This window comes from Pseudomonas sp. WPR_5_2, from assembly GCF_003634475.1.
GTDB classification, from domain to species: domain Bacteria; phylum Pseudomonadota; class Gammaproteobacteria; order Pseudomonadales; family Pseudomonadaceae; genus Aquipseudomonas; species Aquipseudomonas izuensis.
Genome location: NZ_RBLA01000002.1, coordinates 1 through 19,978, shown reverse-complemented (window position 1 = coordinate 19,978; position 19,978 = coordinate 1). Strand labels below are relative to the sequence as shown.

Annotated in this window: 16 protein-coding genes; 3 read left to right on the top strand and 13 right to left on the bottom strand. The window is 61.9% G+C overall.

Annotated elements, in window-relative coordinates:
• Window positions 1–6 precede the first annotated feature (6 nt).
• Window positions 7–1,497, top strand: a complete 1,491-nt coding sequence (locus BJ917_RS08730; RefSeq protein ID WP_096509863.1) for an aldehyde dehydrogenase — start codon at window positions 7–9, stop codon at window positions 1,495–1,497.
• Between the two features lie 140 nt (window positions 1,498–1,637).
• On the opposite strand, the gene BJ917_RS08725 is transcribed toward BJ917_RS08730, so the two are convergent.
• From BJ917_RS08725 to BJ917_RS08670, 12 genes are all read right to left on the bottom strand, one after another.
• Entirely contained in the window at window positions 1,638–2,933 is a 1,296-nt protein-coding gene (locus BJ917_RS08725; protein WP_121103122.1) for an NAD(P)/FAD-dependent oxidoreductase, read from the bottom strand.
• The gene (locus tag BJ917_RS08720) at window positions 2,930–3,625 is read right to left on the bottom strand and encodes a S8 family serine peptidase (protein ID WP_121103121.1); all 696 of its coding nucleotides are present in this window, start codon (window positions 3,623–3,625) and stop codon (window positions 2,930–2,932) included. Before BJ917_RS08720 ends, BJ917_RS08725 begins: the two co-directional genes overlap by 4 nt.
• Window positions 3,615–5,333: an ABC transporter ATP-binding protein gene (locus tag BJ917_RS08715; protein ID WP_121103120.1), complete on the bottom strand. Its 1,719-nt coding sequence runs from the start codon at window positions 5,331–5,333 to the stop codon at window positions 3,615–3,617. Before BJ917_RS08715 ends, BJ917_RS08720 begins: the two co-directional genes overlap by 11 nt.
• Window positions 5,333–7,237 (bottom strand): sigma-54-dependent Fis family transcriptional regulator, encoded by a 1,905-nt coding sequence (locus tag BJ917_RS08710; protein ID WP_096509859.1) that lies wholly within the window; start codon window positions 7,235–7,237, stop codon window positions 5,333–5,335. The genes BJ917_RS08715 and BJ917_RS08710 overlap by 1 nt, the downstream gene beginning before the upstream one ends.
• Before the next feature lie 248 nt (window positions 7,238–7,485).
• Window positions 7,486–8,511 carry a histone deacetylase family protein gene (locus tag BJ917_RS08705; RefSeq protein ID WP_121103119.1) on the bottom strand — a complete coding sequence of 342 codons (1,026 nt, stop codon included), beginning with the start codon at window positions 8,509–8,511 and terminating at the stop codon, window positions 7,486–7,488.
• A 152-nt stretch (window positions 8,512–8,663) separates the two neighbouring features.
• Complete coding sequence (locus tag BJ917_RS08700; protein ID WP_121103118.1) at window positions 8,664–9,893, bottom strand: Zn-dependent hydrolase; 1,230 nt, start codon at window positions 9,891–9,893, stop codon at window positions 8,664–8,666.
• A gap of 115 nt (window positions 9,894–10,008) precedes the next feature.
• Window positions 10,009–10,617: an RraA family protein gene (locus BJ917_RS08695; RefSeq protein WP_121103117.1), complete on the bottom strand. Its 609-nt coding sequence runs from the start codon at window positions 10,615–10,617 to the stop codon at window positions 10,009–10,011.
• The gene (locus tag BJ917_RS08690) at window positions 10,610–11,002 is read right to left on the bottom strand and encodes a RidA family protein (protein WP_096509855.1); all 393 of its coding nucleotides are present in this window, start codon (window positions 11,000–11,002) and stop codon (window positions 10,610–10,612) included. The genes BJ917_RS08695 and BJ917_RS08690 overlap by 8 nt, the downstream gene beginning before the upstream one ends.
• An 18-nt stretch (window positions 11,003–11,020) precedes the next feature.
• Window positions 11,021–12,400: an MFS transporter gene (locus BJ917_RS08685; RefSeq protein ID WP_121103116.1), complete on the bottom strand. Its 1,380-nt coding sequence runs from the start codon at window positions 12,398–12,400 to the stop codon at window positions 11,021–11,023.
• A gap of 230 nt (window positions 12,401–12,630) precedes the next feature.
• Window positions 12,631–13,572, bottom strand: a complete 942-nt coding sequence (locus tag BJ917_RS08680) for a glyoxylate/hydroxypyruvate reductase A (RefSeq protein WP_177435574.1) — start codon at window positions 13,570–13,572, stop codon at window positions 12,631–12,633.
• Window positions 13,569–14,324 (bottom strand): class II aldolase/adducin family protein, encoded by a 756-nt coding sequence (locus tag BJ917_RS08675; RefSeq protein ID WP_096509852.1) that lies wholly within the window; start codon window positions 14,322–14,324, stop codon window positions 13,569–13,571. The genes BJ917_RS08680 and BJ917_RS08675 overlap by 4 nt, the downstream gene beginning before the upstream one ends.
• The gene (locus BJ917_RS08670; protein ID WP_121103115.1) at window positions 14,321–15,622 is read right to left on the bottom strand and encodes an MFS transporter; all 1,302 of its coding nucleotides are present in this window, start codon (window positions 15,620–15,622) and stop codon (window positions 14,321–14,323) included. The genes BJ917_RS08675 and BJ917_RS08670 overlap by 4 nt, the downstream gene beginning before the upstream one ends.
• A gap of 153 nt (window positions 15,623–15,775) precedes the next feature.
• On the opposite strand from BJ917_RS08670, the gene BJ917_RS08665 reads away from it, so the two are divergent.
• Window positions 15,776–16,735: a LysR family transcriptional regulator gene (locus tag BJ917_RS08665; protein ID WP_096509850.1), complete on the top strand. Its 960-nt coding sequence runs from the start codon at window positions 15,776–15,778 to the stop codon at window positions 16,733–16,735.
• A 12-nt stretch (window positions 16,736–16,747) separates the two neighbouring features.
• On the opposite strand, the gene mrdA is transcribed toward BJ917_RS08665, so the two are convergent.
• A complete protein-coding gene (mrdA, locus tag BJ917_RS08660) occupies window positions 16,748–18,640 on the bottom strand; it encodes a penicillin-binding protein 2 (RefSeq protein ID WP_121103114.1) in 1,893 nt (630 codons plus the stop codon).
• A 256-nt stretch (window positions 18,641–18,896) separates the two neighbouring features.
• Here mrdA and BJ917_RS08655 point away from each other — a divergent pair, with 256 nt between their 5' ends.
• A complete protein-coding gene (locus BJ917_RS08655; protein WP_121103113.1) occupies window positions 18,897–19,820 on the top strand; it encodes a TIGR03571 family LLM class oxidoreductase in 924 nt (307 codons plus the stop codon).
• Window positions 19,821–19,978 lie beyond the last annotated feature (158 nt).

The window sequence follows — 19,978 nt, the reverse complement described above, 5'->3', positions numbered from 1 at the left end:
CTCGCCATGTCGCTCCCTAACCTGCTTCCCGCCACTACGGCATTTATCCAACGCGCTCCGCGCATGCTTATCGGCGGTGACTGGGTCGAGGCCGCCGACGGCCAGACCATGAACCTGCACAACCCCGCCACCGGCGAAGTGCTGTGCGTGGTGCCACGGGCCACGCCGGACGATGTCGACCGCGCAGTGCTGGCCGCCCGCCAGGCGTTCGATGATTCAGCGTGGAGCCGTACCCGCCCCCGCGAGCGGCAGAATCTGTTGTGGAAGCTCGCCGACCTGATGCAGCGCGATGCCGAGTTGCTGGCGCAACTGGAATGCCTGAACAACGGCAAGAGCGCGGCCGTCGCCCAAGTAATGGACGTGCAACTGGCCATCGACTTCCTGCGCTACATGGCCGGCTGGGCGACCAAGATTGAAGGCTCCAGTGTCGACGTATCGCTGCCGCTGATGCCCAACGACCAGTTCCACAGTTTCATCCGTCGCGAAGCGGTGGGCGTGGTCGGCGCCATCGTCGCCTGGAACTTCCCGCTGCTGCTGGCCTGCTGGAAACTCGGCCCGGCCCTGGCCACCGGCTGCACCGTGGTCCTCAAGCCCGCCGATGAAACCCCGCTGACCGCCCTGAAACTCGCCGAGCTGGTGCTGGAAGCGGGCTACCCCGAAGGCGTGTTCAACGTGGTCACCGGCACCGGCATCACTGCCGGTTCCGCCCTGACCCACAACCCGCTGGTGGACAAGCTGACCTTCACCGGCTCCACCGCCGTGGGCAAGCAGATCGGCAAGATCGCCATGGATTCGATGACCCGGGTCACCCTGGAGCTGGGCGGCAAATCGCCGACCATCGTCATGGCCGACGCCGACCTGCCGAGCGCCGCCGCCGGTGCCGCCAGTGCGATTTTCTTCAATCAGGGCCAGGTCTGCTGCGCCGGCTCGCGCCTGTATGTGCAGCGCAAGCATTTCGACAATGTGGTGGCGGACATCAGCGATATCGCCAACGCCATGAAACTCGGCAACGGCCTGGACCCGAGCGTCGAGATGGGGCCGTTGATCTCCGCCCGTCAGCAGGAGCGCGTTTACGGGTACATCGAACAGGGCCGGCAAAGCGGTGCGACCATCGCTTGCGGTGGCGAGCAGTTCGGACCGGGCTTTTTCGTCAAGCCGACGGTCATCGTCGATGTCGATCAAAAGCATTCGCTGGTGCAGGAAGAAATCTTCGGCCCGGTGCTGGTGGCGATTCCGTTCGATGACGAAGCCGATGCGCTGCGCATGGCCAACGACAGCCCTTACGGCTTGGGTGCGAGCATCTGGTCCAATGACCTGGCGGCAGTGCACCGCATGATTCCGCGGATCAAGTCCGGTTCGGTGTGGGTCAACTGCCACAGCGCCCTGGATCCGGCGCTGCCGTTTGGTGGCTACAAGATGTCGGGGGTTGGGCGGGAGATGGGGTACGCGGCAATTGAACATTACACCGAATTGAAGTCAGTGTTGATCAAGCTGTAATTTGCGGCGTTCTTACTGGCGCCATCGCGGGCAAGCCCGCTCCCACAGTGAATGGTGTGATGTCGAAGATTTAAGCATCACCAGAAAACCCTGTGGGAGCGGGCTTGCCCGCGATAGGGCCGGACCGGCCACCGCAGTTTTCAGGGTTTGAACCCCTGAGCCAATAACCAACTCCTGACCATCCTCCCCTGCTCCACCGTCAACCCGGCCAACGCCTGTTCGGCCGGCTCGGTCCGCAACCTGCGCACCAACGGTGCCAGCTCAACGCCCTGAACATGCCAGATCCCCAACGGCTGATCCGCCGTGATCACCACCTCGGCCTCATCGACAAAGCCATCGCGCAATACCGGCGCCCGCTCAATCCGCAATGCATTGAAATCCGCCTCGGCATGGGCGACCTCAGCATCCGGCCATTGCCGTCGCGCCTGCCAGAACGGCCGATCCAGCCAGCGCTGTTCATCGGCATAAAAATCCCGACCAATCCGCGCGAACCGCAGGAACAACTGCTCCACCCGTTGCTGATGAAAACGCCGGGCCAGCGCCGCTCGCTCGGGTTTACGCAGCAAGGTGTTGATCACCGTCGGGGCCTGTAACGCTGAAGACAGGGATTGAAAGATGCCATTGCCCGACAGCGGGTCCACCGCCATGGCCGCATCGCCGACCCGTATCCAATTGTCGCCACACACCTGCGGACTCAGAATCGCCGTGCTGCTGCGGGCGTGCAGCTGCACATCGACCTCGGGTTCACCGGCGAAAAAAGCCAGTGCCACCGCCGAGTCCTGACGCCGCCGGTGACAGTAATCGAGTAACTGCGCCTTGCCCGGCAATCCGGCGCTGACGACGTCCACTGTCCATTGCCAGTAACACTGGCCGTCGGCCCGCCGCGCCATCCACGCCCAACCGTCTTCAAGGCTTTCCACGGCGCTGGCGGTAGCGCCCGGCGTGCTTTGCCAGCGATTGAGCAGGCTGACCGTCTCCGGCCCGCGCAGGCCTTTGCCGAGGGTCGGTGCCTGACGGCCGCGGGCTTCCACCAGAAAGTCCGCGGTCATGGCCTGGCGCCCGTCGATCTCGATGCGATGGCCGGTGGTCGAAGCCTGCACCGACAACACCCGGCCTTCGACCAGTTCCACCCCTGCCACGCGCAAAGCTTCCCGCAGGCCACGATCGAAGGTCGGGCGATCCAGCAGAAACTCGACGTTCTGCGCATGTTCCCGGCCGTTCCAGTTCACCTGTCGCTGGGAAGGCAGTGCCGCATCCAACAACGCTTGATGCAGCCCGGCACCGCGCAAGGCCTCGAGCACCCGAACCGAAACGCCCTCCAGCGCGGCAAACCGCCGCCACTCGCTGACCAGCGTGACCGCGTAGCCCAGCCGCCGCAGCCCTAACGCCACCGCCGCGCCCGACGGCCCGGCGCCCAGAACCACAATCGCGGTCATGGCCCGAATCGCCGTTCAGGGCCGCGATATCGAGCGTTATGCCGCAGATACTCGATGACCTGTTCGTTGCTCGCCTCGGGATGCTCCACCAGGAAAGCCGCAATGTGCCCGCTCAACGCCGCGCAGCCGAGGCTCGCGCCCGACTGCCCCGGATAAGTGCCATGCACACACGCGGCGAAATCAGCCTGGGCGCTGTTGAGCCACGACCATTCCAGTTCGGCGCAGCGCGCATCGCCGGTGACCCGCAGCACCTGTGGATAATTCGCCGGGTACACGCCTTCGCCTTGCGCCGGGCTCGACGCGCAGAGCAGCACACCGTGATCCACCGCCGCTGCACAAGCGACCCGCAACAGGCTGCGATCCTGACGCAAACCCAGGCTCAGGTTGATCAACCGCACGTCCTGCGCCACCAGCCAGTCAATCGCCGAAGCGATCTGCAAGGCGCTGGTGACACCGCGCTGGTCGAACACCTGGGCCACGCAAAACAGCGCCGAGGGCGCTCTCCGGCCGATGGCTTCGATGACCGCGCTACCGTGGCCCAGCGGATCGTCGCGCAAGTCGCTTTCGGCGAGCCCGTCCTCCACCAGTGAAAAGCGCCGCCCGGCGATCACCTGTACCCGCTGCGCCGCCGAGTGCCCGCTGTCCACCACGCCGATACGCAGCTCAGGTTTTTCATAAAGCTCAGGCTTCATGCAGCACCGTTTTCGAGATCAGTACACCGTCGAGCAATTCAAAACGCAGGTCGGCATCGGCCAGGGTCGAGGGGCGGTGGCTGATTAGGATGCGCGTGCGCCCGGCAAACAGGCGGTCGATGGCCTCGATCACTTCGCGCTCGGTGGCTTCATCCACGGCTGAGGTGGCTTCGTCGAGCACCAGGATCAACGGGTCCTGCAGCAACGCCCGGGCAATGGCGATGCGTTGTTTCTGCCCACCGGACAACTGCTGGCCGCGCTCGCCCAGCGGACTGTCGAGACCTTCGGGCAAGGAGCTGATCAGGCTGTCGAGCTGCGCCAGCCGCGCCACTTCGGCAATCGCTTCGCGACTGGCGTCCGGCACCGCATAGGCCAGATTGTCGGCGAGGCTGCCGCGAAACAGCACGATGTCCTGACTGACCACGGCGATGCGCCGACGCAACTGGAACAGGTCCAGCTCACGCACATCCACTTCGCCCAGCAGCACCCGCCCGGACTGTGGGTCATGGTGGCGTTGCAGCAGATCGATCAGGGTCGATTTGCCGACGCCGGAGCCGCCGCTGAGGGCGACTTTCAAACCGTAGGGAATCCGCGCTTCGATGCCGCGCAGGGTAGTCGAGCGACCGGGGTGGCTAAAGTGCACTTCGTCGAAGCGTAATTCGCCCGAGGCAGGCATTGGCTTCGGGGTGTCGGGTGTCAGCACGGTCGGCTGCTCACCACGCAACTCCATCACCCGACCGAGGCTGACGGTCATGCGCTGAATCGCCACATAGAGCCCCAGCAGACTCTGAACCGGCCCGACGGCCATACCTAAGTAAGTGGAAAACGCGATCAGCGCACCCAGTTGCCAGGTGCCCTGCACCACCCAGTAGCCACCAATCAGGAAGGCACAGGCTCGGGACAGCGAGGTCAATGTACCCGGTACGGCCTGGGTGAAAAACTCGGTGACCTGCAGGCGCAGCAACTGGCTCATGTAGCCCTGGCCCAATCGCTCAAGCCGTTGTGCTTCGCGCTGTTGCTGGCCGGCGGACTGGATGAATTTCATCACCGGCAGCGTCTCGACCATGAACGACGACATGTCCGCCGAACGCTCCCGCAACTGCCGCACATCGCGCTCGACCTTGCGCCGCATCCAGCGCAGCCAGAGCACGTCGAGGGGGATCAGCACCAGCGCGAGCAGCGATAGCTTCCAGGACAGGGTCAACAGCATCGCCACCGCCACCACCAGGCCGATCACGCTGGACACCGCCGAGAACAGCGAATCCACGGCAAAGCGCTGGATCTCGGCCACGTCACCATCGAGGCGCGACATCAGGTCGCCGATGCGCCGCTGGCCGTAGAAGCTCGGCGACAGGGTCTGCAAATGCCGATAAAGGTCATCGCGCAGGGCAAACAGCATGCGCCCCGACAGTCGCGTGTGCAGGTAACGATTGATCCCCGACAGCGCCGTGCCCAACAGCCCGGCGACGATCATCAGCCCGGCGATCAGCACCAGCATCGGGAAGTTGCGCGCCAACAGGCCATCGTCGATCAGCAGCTTGGTCAGCCACGGCTGCACCAGCACCAGCGCCGAGGCGCAGACCGACAGCGCCAGCAGGCCGGCAATCGCCAGCCGATGGGGTCTCACAAAGCTGTAAAGCCAATGCAGCGAGGCTTGCAGGGCTTCGGGGTTCTGGCTGTCGATCAGCCGAACGATCAGGCGCTGCATCACGAACGCAACTGTTTGAGTTTGCGGTACAGGGTCGCGCGACTGATACCCAGGGCGTCGGCGGCGGCCGAGACGTTGCCCTGATGGTTGTCCAGTGACTGGCGAATCATCTCCAGTTCGTTTTCGCGGATGCTGCCGGACTGCGGGCGTTCGGTCGCGGTCAACTCGTCGAGCATGCTGTCGGGCAAGTGATCGAGCGTGAGCACGGTTTCCCCCGGTTCGCGCATGGCCAGGGCGGTACGCAGGACCATCTCCAGCTGGCGGATGTTGCCCGGCCAGTGATAGTTGCCGAGCAAACGGCTCAAGTCGTCATGCAATACCACCGTCGGCGCATCGAGCCGGGCCAGCAGTCGGTCCACCAGTGCACTGAAATCTTCGCGCTCGCGCAGGGCCGGGAGCATCACGCTGATGCCGTTGACCCGGTAGAACAGGTCTTCGCGAAAGTGCTTGTCTTCCACCAGGCGCTTGAGGTCGCGGTGGGTGGCGCAGATCAGTGCGACGTCGATGTCCTGCTCTTCGCCGGCGCCCAGCGGTGCGACCTTGCGGTCCTGCAACACCCGCAGCAGCCGGGCCTGCAGGGCCAGCGGCATGTCACCGATTTCATCGAGAAACAGGGTGCCGCCGTGGGCCTGTTGCAGGCGACCGACCATGCCGCCCCGGCGCGAACCGGTGAACGCGCCTTCGCGGTAGCCGAACAGCTCGGACTCGATCAGGCCTTCGGGGATGGCTGCGCAGTTCACCGCGACGAAGGGTTTGTCGCAGCGGCTGCCGGCCATGTGCAGGGCACGGGCGATGACTTCCTTGCCAGTACCGGTTTCGCCCAGCAGCAACACCGGCAACTGGTTGGCCAGGCCTTGGCGGGCCATGCGCAGGGCGCGGGCATAACGGACGTTGCTGCCAGCCAGGGACTCGAGGTCCGGTTGAGCCTTGGTGGTTTTGGCCGGGGTGCGTGGAGGAGTTGCGACGTTGATGTTTCGCTGCGGCGCACGCAGGGTCTTGTAGAAAAATTCGCCTTTGGCGGTCTGCAGGCTGCCGGCGCCGCCTTGATGCAAGCGCGCCAGCAATTGCAGGCCATCGACGCCGAGAAACTCTTCACAGCGCCGACCGACCAGCGCCGAACGCTCGGCATGCAACAACTGACAGGCCTGGGCACTGACCGCGAGGATTTGTCCGCCGAGGCTGACTGCGAGCAAGCCCTGCCAGGGGGATTCGAGGTACTGGCGACGGCTGTGGAAGGCCAGGACGATTTCATCCGGATAGCTGGCGTTGAACACCCGGCTCTCGATCTGACTGACCGCCATGGCCAGCAGCGCCGTGCTGTCGTGGGCACGACCCAGCGGGCCTTCGCGGGTCAGGTCGAGCACGCCGAGGATGTCGCCCTGCGGGCAATGGATCGGCACCGAGGTGCAGGAAAAATCGCTGAGGCGATCCAGGTAATGTTCGCCGCAATCGATCAGGGTCGGCCGGGCTTCCACCAGCGCGGTGCCGAGGGCATTGGTGCCGCGAACGGCTTCGCTCCAGCAGGCGCCCAGGGTGATGTCCTGCAGGCCGCTGCCCTTGAGGCGGTCGGCGCGCCCTTCGACGGCGAGGATGGTGGCATCGGAGTTGGCGAGGATGATCAGGCCTTCCTTGCCCTGGCGTTCGGCCAGGTAATCGATGGCCGGCAACGCGGCGTCGATCAACAAGCGATTGCTCGACAGCAGCACATCAAGGCTGGCGCCCGATTCCAGCGCCAGCTCGTGCTTGGCATTGAAATGCACGCCATGGCTGAGGCTGCGTCGCCACGAGGCATCGATTTCCGCCCGCAGGACGCCGTCCGGCACTTCGCCTTCCAGGTGCAGCTTTTCCCGGGCCAGCCGGGCTTCGTGGTGCAGTTTGGGGGAGTTTGTTTTTATTAGCGTCATCAAGCGCTCCGGGTCGTCCGCCCTGCGCCTTTACTTTATATGTCGGCGCTGTAGAGCCATCTTTACGTTAACGTCAGGGCGATGGCAAGTGCCTTACGGCGCTTGTGTTCCGGCAGGTGGATCGCGTTATCGTTCATCGCTGGCAAGCCAGCTCCCACAGGTCCGGTGTCGTCCACAAATTTGCGGTTCAACTCGGTCACTGTGGGAGCTGGCTTGCCAGCGAAGGCGTCGTCAATGACACCGAAGAATCAAAGCTGCCACACCTCGGGATTCACAAAAAACGCCCGCGCATTATCCTCCAGACTCTCCAGGTGATACCCGCCCTCCTGCACGATCAGGCACGGCAACCCGAGGCTGCGGATCCGCGCGCCGAGCACGGCGAACCCTTCGCGGGTTACCGCCACTTTGCTTTGCGGGTCCAGCTCATAAATATCGAAACCGAGGGACAGGACCAGCACCTCGGCATCGAAGTCCTTCACGGCCGCCAGTGCCACATCCAATTGGCCAAGGAAATCCGATTCACTGGCGCCATGGGCCATCGGCAAGTTGAGGTTGAAGCCCTCGCCCACCCCGACACCGCGCTCATCGGCAAACCCGGCGACTCCCGGATAAAAATTGGTCGGATCGCCATGCACCGAGACGTAGAGCACATCATCGCGGTCGTAGAAGATTTCCTGGATCCCCTGGCCGTGGTGCATGTCGGTATCAAGCACCGCTACCCGCGCGAACTTGTCACGCAACACCTGCGCTGCCACTGCCGCATTGTTCACATAACAGAAGCCCCCCGCCGCTTCGGCCCGGGCGTGGTGCCCCGGTGGACGGCACAAGGCGTACGCGGCGGGCTCGCCATCGAGCAAGGCCCGGGCGCCGGCAATCGCGCTTTGCGCCGACCAGTAGGCCGAGCGCCACGTTTGCTCGCCCACCGGACAACTGCCGTCGGCCAGGTAGCGCGCAGCCTGGGCAAGAATCCCGCGCAGGGCATTGGGCTCGCGGACGAAGATGTTCGACATCACCTCGTCGCCCCAATCCTCGGGGATTTCCTTCCAGCGCTGATGCGCTTCCTGGAGAAACGCCAGATACGGTGCACCGTGCACCGCCAGCAACGGATCGAGCCCGGCATCGGTGGGTTGCTCAACCTTGAAACCCAGTGCATGAGAAGCCTGCACCAATCGTTGCGCACGTTCCGGCACTTCCTGCGGCGTGCGCATCTGGCCACGGGAGTAGTAACTGCGTGGATGGTGAAGCAGTTGTTCAGGGTGGAAAAAACTGCGCATGGGGTGAATTCCTGTCAGTTAACGTGGATCTTGAACCCGGACGCGTCCCACTGTAGGAGCGAGCCTGCTCGCGATGAGGCCGGCACATTCAACATTGATGGCGACTGACCCACCGCTATCGCGAGCAGGCTCGCTCCCACATGGGCCTGCGTTCAGTCAACTTTCCCGGCGCGGGCCAGCACGGCGTTGAGCAGCACGTCCGTGCCCTGGCGCACATCTTCGGGCAACACATCTTCGGCTTCGTTGTGACTCAAGCCGCCCACGCACGGGATAAACACCATGGCCGTCGGGCAGAACCGTGCCAGGTGAATCGCGTCATGCCCGGCACCGCTGACGATAGATTGCTGAGCGTAGCCCAGCGCATCCACCGCCTGCTGAACTGCCGCCACGCATTCGGCATCGAACGGCGTGGCCGGGCTGATCCAGTGCGGGGTGACGGTGAGGTTCAAGCCGCGACCGTCAGCAATTGCCTGCAGCCGCGCACGCACCTGTTGCTCCATGGCGGCGATGGCTTCGTCGCGGTGATGACGCAGATCGACGGTGAAATCCACCCGCCCCGGTATGGTGTTGCGCGAGGACTTGTTGATGCTCAATTCGCCAACGGTGGTCAGGCCTTCGGGGGCGAAATCAGTCGCCAGGCTTTCAATGGCCTGGATCATCCGCGCCACGCCATACAAGGCGTCCTTGCGCAGCGGCATTGGCGTCGTACCGGCGTGGGCGGCCATACCTTCGACCCGCACATCGAGCCAGCGGATCGCCTGGCCACCGCTGACGACGCCGATGCTCTTGGCGTTGTCTTCAAGGATCGGCCCTTGTTCGATGTGCGCCTCGAAATACGCATCCACCGCGCCGCCCAGCGGTCGCTCGCCGGCATAACCAGTGCGCTGCAACGCTTCGGCAACACTGATGCCGTCCACGTCACGCACCGCCAGCGCCGTGTCCAGATCCATGATCCCGGTGAACACCGCCGAACCGAACATTGCCGGGGTGAAGCGTGCGCCTTCTTCGTTGGTCCACACGGCCACTTCCAGCGGCTTGCGGGTTTTAATACCCAGATCGTTGAGGCAGCGCACCACTTCCAGGCCGGCGAGCACGCCGTACACGCCATCGAACCGACCACCTTCGGGTTGGGTGTCGAGGTGGCTGCCCATCATCACCGGCGCAGCCTGCGGATCAGTACCGGCGCGGCGGGCGAACAGGTTGCCGATGGCATCCACGCTCAGGGTCATGCCGGCTTCACGGCACCAGTGGGCAAACAATTCGCGACCGGCCTTGTCTTCATCGCTCAAGGCCAGGCGGCAGCTGCCGCCACGGGCGGTGGCGCCAATTTCGGCCATCGCCATCAGACTCGCCCAGAGGCGTTCGCCATTAATCTTCAACATGAGTTTCTCCAAAAAAAGTTCAAAACGACGCGATATCTGTAGGAGCCGGTTGCCGGCGAAGGCGTATTCGAAGGCGCTACAGGTCGCCAGGCCGCCCTCGCTGGCAAGTCAGCTCCTACAGTAAGACCTGCGCCACTGGCTCACCGGCGCGCAGGCGCTCAAGCAAGCGAGGCTCGGCGCGGTCCGATGCCAGTGCCTGCTCGATAACCGACGTCGCTGTTGCCGTGTCGAGAAACAACACGCCGTTGTCATCCGCCAGCACCAGGTCCCCCGGATGCACTGTCACACCGGCACAGTGGACCGGCTGATTGATCTGGCTGTCACCGCGACCATGCAATTTGGTGGTCAGCAGGCTGGTGCCACGGGCGAACACCGGCAGCCCGGCCTCGCGCAGTTCAAGCAGGTCGGTCACTGCACCGTCCACCACGATGCCCACTGCCCCGGCGCAACGTGCCGCGCAACTGGTGACCGCGCCGACCGGGGCGTGCCGATGATCGCCGCCGGTGTCGATCACCAGCACATCGCCCGGCCTTATTTGCGCCAGGGCCTGGTTGACGGCGATGGCGTCGGCGCCCACCAGTTTCAGGGTCAATGCCCGGCCCACCAGTTTCACGTTGGGCACCATGGCCCGCAGTTGCGGGTCGGCAAAACCCTCCTCCAGAAAATGCCCGAGGGTGGGGAAGCTCACAGCCTTGAGCTGTTCGATCAATTGCGACTCATCCATGTTGTGGCTCCCTGGCAATCAGTTCGGCGACACAGTCGATTTCCAGCGAAACGCCCCACAGCGCCACGCACACAGTGGTCCGTGCAGGCGGCGCATGGCCGAGAAACTCGCGGTACACCGCGTTGAACGGCTCCAGTTGCGCGGGATCGGTCAGGTAGGCGTTGACCTTGATCACATGGCTGAAATCGGAGCCGGCCTCGATCAGGATCGCCTCCAGATTGCGCAAGGTTTGTCGCACCTGCTCGGAAAAATCCTCGGGCTGTTCGTCAAGATTGCTGCGAGCCGGAATCTGCCCGGCGGTGAACACCAGGTGGCCGCTGACCACGGCCTGGGAGTAAGGGCCGACCGGGCCGATATAGCCTGGGGCCGATTGAATTCTGCGCATGGGGTTGAACTCCGGGATTCAGGCCGTAGCCGATTTGAGAGGTTTGCCGAGGGCGGGATCGCCTGCCGTGACGAGGCCCGGGATTTCGCTGATGTCCCTTTTGAAGGTCTCGGTCAGCAACAACAGCGCTGCCAGCGAAATCAATGCCGCGCCGATCATGTACCAGGCCACCGAGGAGCCTTTGCCCGTCGCGGCCAGCAGTGCAGTCGTGACAATCGGTGTGGCCGCGCTGCCCAGCAGACCGGACAACATGTAGCTGATCGACAGCCCGGAATAGCGCACCCGGGTGCCAAACAGTTCAGCGAGGAACGTGGCGATCGGCCCGTAATTGGCGGCAAACGCGGTCATCAGCAACAGGTAACCGAAGACCACCATCGGCAGCTCTTTGGTGTCCATCAACCAGAACATCGGGAACGCCACCAGTGCTTCGGCAATGATGCCACCGACGATGATCGGCTTGCGTCCAAAACGGTCCGAGAGCGCGCCGAACACCGGCAACATGACGATGCACCAGGCGCAGGACAGCAACACAACGCCGAGCATCACACTGCGGCTGAAGCCGAGGTTCTGCGTGCCGTAGGTCAGGCCGAAAGCGACGATGATGTTGAAGGATGCGCCAGTGGACATGGTGGCAATGCCGCCCAGCACCACTTGCTTCCAGTATTTGCGGAACACTTCCGCCAGGGGCATTTTCACTTGCACGTCGGCTTCCTTGACCTTGTTGAAGGCCGGGGTTTCCGAGATGTTCAGGCGGATGTACAAACCGACGGCAATCAGCAGCACGCTGGCCAGGAACGGGATGCGCCAGCCCCAGGCCAACAGGTCTTCAGGGGACATCCAGGCAGCGATCAACAAGAAGGCCAGGTTGGCGATCAGGGTCCCGGCCGGCACGCCGATCTGCACCCAGGATCCGTACAAGCCGCGCTTGTTGGCCGGCGCATGTTCCACCGCCATCAGCACCGCCCCGCCCCACTCGCCGCCCAGCGCCAGGCCCTGGATCACCCTCAGCAGCAACAAGAGGATCGGCGCCCAGATGCCGATGGTGGCGAAGTCAGGCAACAAGCCGATAGCAAAAGTCGCCGCGCCCATGGTGAGCAGCGATATCAACAGCATCGACTTGCGTCCCAGGCGGTCACCGAAATGCCCGAACAATGCCGCGCCGACGATTCGCGCCAGGTACGCCGAGGCGAAGGTGCCGAAGGCCAGCAACGTACCGATCAGCGGCACGAAATCCGGAAAGAACACTTTGTTGAATACCAGCGCCGAGGCCGTGGCAAACACGAACAAGTCATACCATTCCACGGTGGTGCCAATGACACTGGCTACCGCGACTTTTTTCATGCTGATTGCAACTTCCGGTGGTGCGCCGGACTTTTCTGCGGACGATAGATCGCTCATCACTGTCTCCAGGAATTTATGTAATTGTTTTGAACTGGCAGTAAAACGGTTGAGGCGAAGGTTGTTGTTATGGCTGCGGGGAAGCTCGTTCTTACCGGTTATGCAATCCCCCTGTAGGAGCGAGCCTGCTCGCGATGGTCGTTAACGATTACGCGTGTTTACTGGTTAAACGCGGTGTTCTTGGGTTCATCGCGAGCAGGCTCGCTCCTACAGGGGATTTGCGTAGTTGGTTAATAACCCAGTATTCGGTCGGCGCAGTTGAGTAACGGCTCGCCGGTATTCAGGCGATGGAAGTTTTCCGCCACTTGTTCGGCGATGCAGTCATGGGACGCCGCCGAAGCCATGTGCGGGGTGATGGTCACGCCGGGCATCGTCCAGAGGCGGTTGTCGGCTGGCAGTGGTTCCTGCTCGAAGACATCCAGCAAGGCGCCGCGCAGTTGACCGCGTTTGAGTGCTTGTTCGAGGTCGTCGATGTTCAAATGCCCGCCACGCCCGCAGTTGACCAGTGCCGCGCCGTTGGCGAGCCGTTCGAACGTTGCACGCCCGAGAATGCCGCGAGTCTCGCTGGTCAGCGGTAGCAGGTTGATCAGCAACTCCACGCCGTCGAGAAACGGGTTGAGTGTCTCCGCACCTGCAAAGGTGTGCACGCCCGGTAGATCCTTGCTGCGTCGGGCCCAGCCACGTACGTCATAACCCGCGGCAGCCAGATCCAGAGCGATGGCACTGCCCAGCGAACCGAGCCCCATCACGCCGACCCTGAATTGCCCCGCCGACCGTTGCAGCGGCCGCTCCCAGCGCTGCTCCCGTTGTTGCGACAACACCTGGTCGAAGCCGCGGTGATAGTGAATCACCGCCCAGCGCACGTACTCGGTCATGCCCTGGCGATGGCCCGGGTCGACCACCCGGCAAATCGGCAAGTCCGGACACGATGGGTCGTGGTCGAGGTGATCGATACCGGCGGCCACCGAGTGAATGACTTGCAGATTCGGCAACGCAGCAAGGCTGCCCGGCAAAGGAAACCAGCACGCCGCCATTTGTGCGTTGGCTGCCCGCGGGTCATCGGCCAGCACCGTTGTGAGTTGTGGCGCACTACGGTCAAACGCGGCTTGCAATTGCTTGAGCAACAAGGTGTCTCGGGACAGCAACACCACGGTATTGATGACTGCACTCATGACAAATAGGACTCACGCTGGGATTCAATCAGGGTCAGTGCGGCCTCCCAGGCCAGGTCGATGATGTTGTCCTGCTCATCACGGTCAAACTGTTCGGCGGTGTGCGCGCAGACTTCCGGCGACGGGTAATGCAATGCCGACCCGCCGGCCAGTGCCTGGACCTGGGCCTGACAGGCACGCTCGAGAAAATGAATCTCCTGAAACGCCTGGGCCACACCCGAACCACCGACCAGCAAGCCGTGATTGCGCAAGATCATCGCGCGATGCGGGCCGAGGTCGGCGATCAGACGCTCACGCTCATCCAGCGACAACGCGATGCCTTCATAGGTGTGATAGGCCAACTTGCCGTAGAACTTCAGCGCGTGCTGACTGATCGGCAGCAAGCCTTGTTTCTGCGCGGCGACCGCCATCCCGGCTGCGGTGTGGGTGTGAATCACGCAGTTCAGATCCGGGCGCGCCATGTGGATCGCCGAATGAATGACGAAGCCGGCGGCGTTGACCCGGTGACCTTCGTAGGTCGGGTCGACCACCCGCCCTTCCTGATCAATGCGCACCAGATCCGAGGCGCGCATGCGGTCAAAGATCACTCCATAACGGTTGATCAGAAAGTGATGCTCAGGCCCCGGTATACGCAGGGTGATGTGGGTGTCGATCAGGTCGGTCATGCGAAAGTGCGCGACCAGGCGGTACAGCGCCGCCAACTCGCAACGGGCTTGCCATTCAACCGCGTCCATGTGTGCAGGTTTACTCACGAATACACCTCTTTAGCAGCGTGGGTGACGACCGGGTTGGCGCGCAGACGGGCCAGGCCGCAAACACCGATCAGGGACAGGGCCGATAGCAAGGTGAAGAACACCGCCAGCGGCAACCATTGTCCGGAAAACTTGCTCGCCAACAGCGTGCCGATCAGCGGCGTGGTGCCACCGGCCAGGGCGCAGGCCAGTTGGTAGGCGATAGAAATGCCCGAGTAGCGCAGATGCACCGGGAAGGCCTGGGTCATGTAGCCAGCGATCACCGCGTACAGCGCCGAGAGAATCACCACCGCCAGGGCTATGCCGACGGTCATCAGCACAATATTTTGCGTACCGACCAGCAGGAACATCGGGTAAGGCGTAACCATGCACAGCAGCGCAACCAGTTTGAGAAAACGGCCTTCGCCGATGCGTTCGGCCAGCAGCGCCGAGACCGGTTGCGAGAGCAACTGAATGATGGTCACCAGGAACAGGCAATCGAGAATCGTCGAGCGCGGGATGCCCTGATACTGGGTGACATAGGTGATCATGAAAGTGTTGGTGAAGAAGAAACCGGCCGAACCGATGGTCACGGCTGCCGCGGCGAACAGGATCTGCCGCCAGCAAGTGCGGATCACCTCCATGACCGGGTATTTGGCGGTTTCGTTGTTGTCCTGGACCTTGGCGAATTCCGGCGACTCGTGAACGCCGGAACGGATCAGCAGACCGACCATCATCAACACGCCGCTGGCGAGAAACGGCAGCCGCCAACCCCAGGCGAGGAATTCTTCCGGCTCAAGGGCGGTCACCAGGCGAAAAGCGATCAGAGCCAACAGCAACCCGGCGGGACTGCCGAGTTGGGCGAACGATGCGTAGAACGTCTTGCGTTTGGCCGGCGCGTGTTCGCTGGCCATCAGCACCGCGCCGCCCCACTCGCCACCGACTGATATACCCTGGATCAAGCGCAGCACGATCAAACCGGCCGGTGCCCAGATACCGACGCTGGCGTAACTGGGCAACAGACCGATGCCGGCGGTGGCGATGCCCATCAGGGTCATGGTCACCAGCAGCATTTTCTTACGCCCGAGACGATCCCCCAGATGGCCAAACACCATGCCAGCCATGGGCCGGGCAATGAAGCCGACGGCAAAACTGCCGAAGGCAGCCAGGGTGCTCATCACCGGATCGCTGCTGGGGAAGAACACTTGCCCAAGCACCAGCGCCGCCGCGGTGGCGTAGATGTAAAAATCGTAGAACTCGATGGTCGTGCCAATGAAGGCGGCGGCCGCGGCTCGGCGCGGTTGGGGGGTAGTGTGCATGCAAGAACCCTGTGTACTTATAGTTTTGGGCAGGTGTTAAGGCTGTGACGGTTGCGCTCTGTGGCGCTTGTGGGCTTTATCGCTTCCATGCCAGGATTAGTCAATTTTCAAATTCTTATCTTTACTATTAGCCACGCTACTACATGGATTTTTATGTCCTCCATTACCAATCCTTGGGTCGGTCGACGCTTTCTGAACGATCGCCTCGACTGGAACCTGCTGCGCACCTATCTGGTCATCGGCCAGGAAGGCAGCATGAGCCGTGCTGCCGCACGCCTGCATATCACGCAATCGGCGGTCAGCCAGGCGCTGAAACGTCTTGAAGAACAACTGGAATGCGTGTTGATTGCCCGCAGCGGTCGGCGCTTTGATCTGACGGAAACCGGGGAAGAAGTCCTGCGCATTGCGGCGGATATCTACGGTGATATTTCGCGTCTGGGTACGGTGGTAGAGAGTCGCCACGATGACGTGGTCGGTAAAATTCGCATCCTCACCGTCAGCGGCGTGCAAGCGCGCCATTACGACGAATTCCTTGCCGATTTCCATGAAACCCACCCGAAAATCGAGCTGGAAGTCGAGGTGATGGGCAGCTCGAACATCATCAGTTCACTGCTGCAAAAGACCGCGACCATCGGCGTCGGTCTGTGCCGATTGCCGCAGCCGCGACTGGAGCAACGGGTGTTGTTCCGCGAGACCTATGCGTACTTTTGCGGTCAGCGTCATCGATTGTTCGGACAAGAGAATTTGACGCTGGAACAGTTGGCGACGGAAAACTTCGTCAGCTTCACCAGCGATCAACTGGGGGGTAATCTGTCACCCCTGACGCTGTTCCGCGACCAGCAAGGCTTCACCGGCAAGATCGTCGCATCATCTACCAGTTTCGAAGAAATTTATCGCCTGATCTGCGCAGGTTATGGCATCGGCTGCCTGCCGACGCACCTGGTTCGACGGGATGTCGAACAGGGCCTGCTCTGGCCCTTGCCGCCGGAAAACGGAGTGGTGGATTTCGATATCCATCTGCTGTGGAATCGCGAACAGAAAATGAGTCAGGCCGAAACGGTGTTCCTGGAGAGCTTCCAGCACATGCTCAGCATCCGTGAGCCTGTGCTGTGAAGCCTTGATGGTTTAGACGTGTGGATCGCCTGGCGCCTTGCTTGGCGCTGCGTATTGCGGCTTCAGGTGCCCGTCCTGATCGAGTAGCCAGGCGTCCATGATCTGCCGTACTACAGGACCGGCGACGCGACCACCGGCCTCACCGTTTTCGATCATCACCGAAATCACAATCTTCGGATGTTCGGCCGGGGCGAAGCCGACGAACAAGGCATTGTCGCGGTTACGCTCGCGGGTCTTCTCCCGGTTGTAACGCTCGCCCTGCTTGATCGCCACCACCTGCGCGGTACCGCTCTTGCCGGCAATGCGGTACTGCGCCCCCACGGCGGCCGCCCGGGCAATCCCGCGGGCATCGTGCATCACCATCTGCATGCCATGGTTGACCTGCTCCCAATCACGCGGATTCTTGAGAATAATGTTCGGCATCGGATGCTGGTCCACCGGCGCGACGCCGTCTACGGTCTGGGCCAGGTGTGGACGGTTCCATACACCTTTGTTGGCGATCAGCGCCGTGGCCTGGGCCAGCTGCAGCGGCGTGACCTGCATGTAGCCCTGGCCAATGCCAAGGATCACGGTCTCGCCCGGGAACCACGCCTGGCGGCGTGTGGCGCGCTTCCAGGCTTGAGATGGCATCAGACCGGGCGACTCTTCGTACATATCCAGGGAAACTTTCTCACCCAGACCGAACATCGCCATGTAGTCATGCAGGCGATCGATGCCTAATTTGTGGGCCAGGTCGTAGAAATAGGTATCGTTGGAACGCATGATCGCCGCGTCCATGTCCACCCAGCCGTCACCGCTGTGGTTCCAGTTGCGGTACTTGTGATCGTAATCCGGGAGTTGGTAGTAACCCGGGTCGAATACCCGGGTCTGTGGCGTGACAATACCGGCATCCAGACCGGCAATCGCGACTTCCGGCTTGATGGTCGAGCCCGGCGCGTAGAGGCCGCGTAACACGCGGTTGAACAGCGGCCGGTCGATCGAGTCATGCAGCGCCGCATATTCCTTGAAGCTGATACCGGTAACGAACAGATTCGGATCGAAACTCGGCTTGCTGACCATGGCCAGCACTTCACCGGTCGACGGATCGAGTGCAACCACGGAGCCACGACGATCGCCCAAGGCTTGCTCGGCGGCTTCCTGAAGTTTGACGTCGAGGCTCAGTACGATGTTTTTGCCAGGTATCGGGTCGGTGTGCTTGAGCACTCGCAGCACGCGTCCCTGGGCGTTGGTTTCCACCTCCTCATAACCGACATGACCATGCAGTTCCGACTCGTAGAATTTCTCGATCCCTGTCTTGCCGATGGATTGAGTGCCGCGGTATTCGACCGAATCCAGAATCTTGGACTCTTTCTCATTGATTCGTCCGACGTAGCCGATCGAATGGGCGAAGTGCTCGGCCAACGGATAATGGCGTACGAACTGGGGTTCTACATCGATGCCCGGCAACCGGAACTCGTTGACGGCCAGCACCGCGATCTGTTCTTCACTCAGCTCATAGAACAGCGTCACAGGCACGAACGGATGCCGCGCCTGCTTCATTGCCTTGTCGAACAGTGTGCGGTCTTCAGCAGGCAGGTGCAGCAGGTTGACCACCTCGTCCAGCTCTTCTTTGACATCGGATGCGCGTTCGCGAGTGATGGTCAGGTTGTAGCTGGGCCGATTGTCCGCCAGAACGACGCCATTGCGGTCATAGATCAAGCCACGAGTGGGGGTGATCGGCAGGACGTGGACGCGGTTGTTTTCGGATATGGTGGAGTGATAGTCGAATTCCACCACCTGCAGGATATACATGCGCACAACCAGCGCGCAGGTAATGGCGACGACGAACAAGGCGCAGGCCATCAGTCTTTTGTTGACCAGCCGCGTCTCTTTTTCGTGGTCCTTGATCGGTATCGGTTCGGGCATTTCTTTGGCAACTCTTTGAAAAGACAGTGCCGATCCGTGGGCCGCAAATCAGTCCTTAAAAAAGGAGTTGCACCCTATCAAAAACCGACCGGTCAATTTAGTGCGATTTCCTCTAACGGGGGTTCTGGAGGGTGAAGAGTTTTTCATCCAGGGAGCAGACTCGTGCGTTTCACTCAAGATTGATATTCCCATTCATGCGTTTTTCCGGGTGACCGGGCTGTAGATACTCGGTGCATGTTTTATTGGGAGTCTTCTCATGCATCCACGATTTCAACGATTACTGGGTTCGAACGGGTTTTCCATCGGCCTGGAACTGCCGCTGGATAATGACTGGTCCAGCGACGGACAGCGGCGGCGGGTTGCCGAAAACCGCCCCTTTGGCGTGCCCGACCTGAAACAACACGCAGCCATGGCCCGCCTGGCCGACCAGTCCGGCTTCCGAGCGCTGTGGGTTCGCGACGTACCGGTTTACGATCCTCATTTCGGCGATGCCGCGCAGGTGTTCGAAACCTTTTCCTACCTGGGTTACCTGGCAGGTATCACCGATAACATCATGCTGGGTACGGCGGCAGTTGTACTCCCGCTGCGCCAGCCTTGGCTGACACTCAAGTCTGCCAACAGTATCGATGAGTTGAGTGATGGCCGTTTGCTGCTGGGCGTAGCCAGCGGTGACCGCCCGATGGAATATCCGTTGTTTGGCGTGGATTACGATCAGCGTGGCGAAATCTTCCGCGAAACCGTTGAGTTGCTGCGCAGCCAGGGCGAAGGCCGCTTGCCCGACGGTGCACGCCTGCTTCCGGAGCGCGAGCAACCAGTTCCGTTACTGGTGGCTGGCCTCGGCCAACAATCGCCAGCCTGGATTGGTCAACACATGGACGGCTGGCTCGCCTACCCCGGCACGCCGGATGAACATCGTCGTCGAGCAGGATTGTGGCGTGAGGTGGGCGGCGATAAACCCTACATCAGCTTTGTCCATCTGGATCTGTCGGCCAATCCCCATGCGCCGATGCGTCGTGTTCGCTTCGGTGGTTGCTGTGGGCGATTGGCGTTGATTGACGAACTGCAGGCATTGCGTGAGGCAGGCGTACAACATGTCGGCCTGCATGTGCGTCGCAGCGAGCGAGAGGTCGCTGAAGTTATTGAGGAGATTGCAGAACACGTGCTGCCAAAGTTTCACTGAGGTTCCAGGAGTGAGGGACAGCCATCAGGCTGTCCCTTTTTTCGTCGCACCACTTTCCTGCGGGCAAAACAAAACCCCTACCTGCATACGCAGATAGGGGTTTCGGAATTTAATCTTGACGATGACCTACTCTCACATGGGGAAACCCCACACTACCA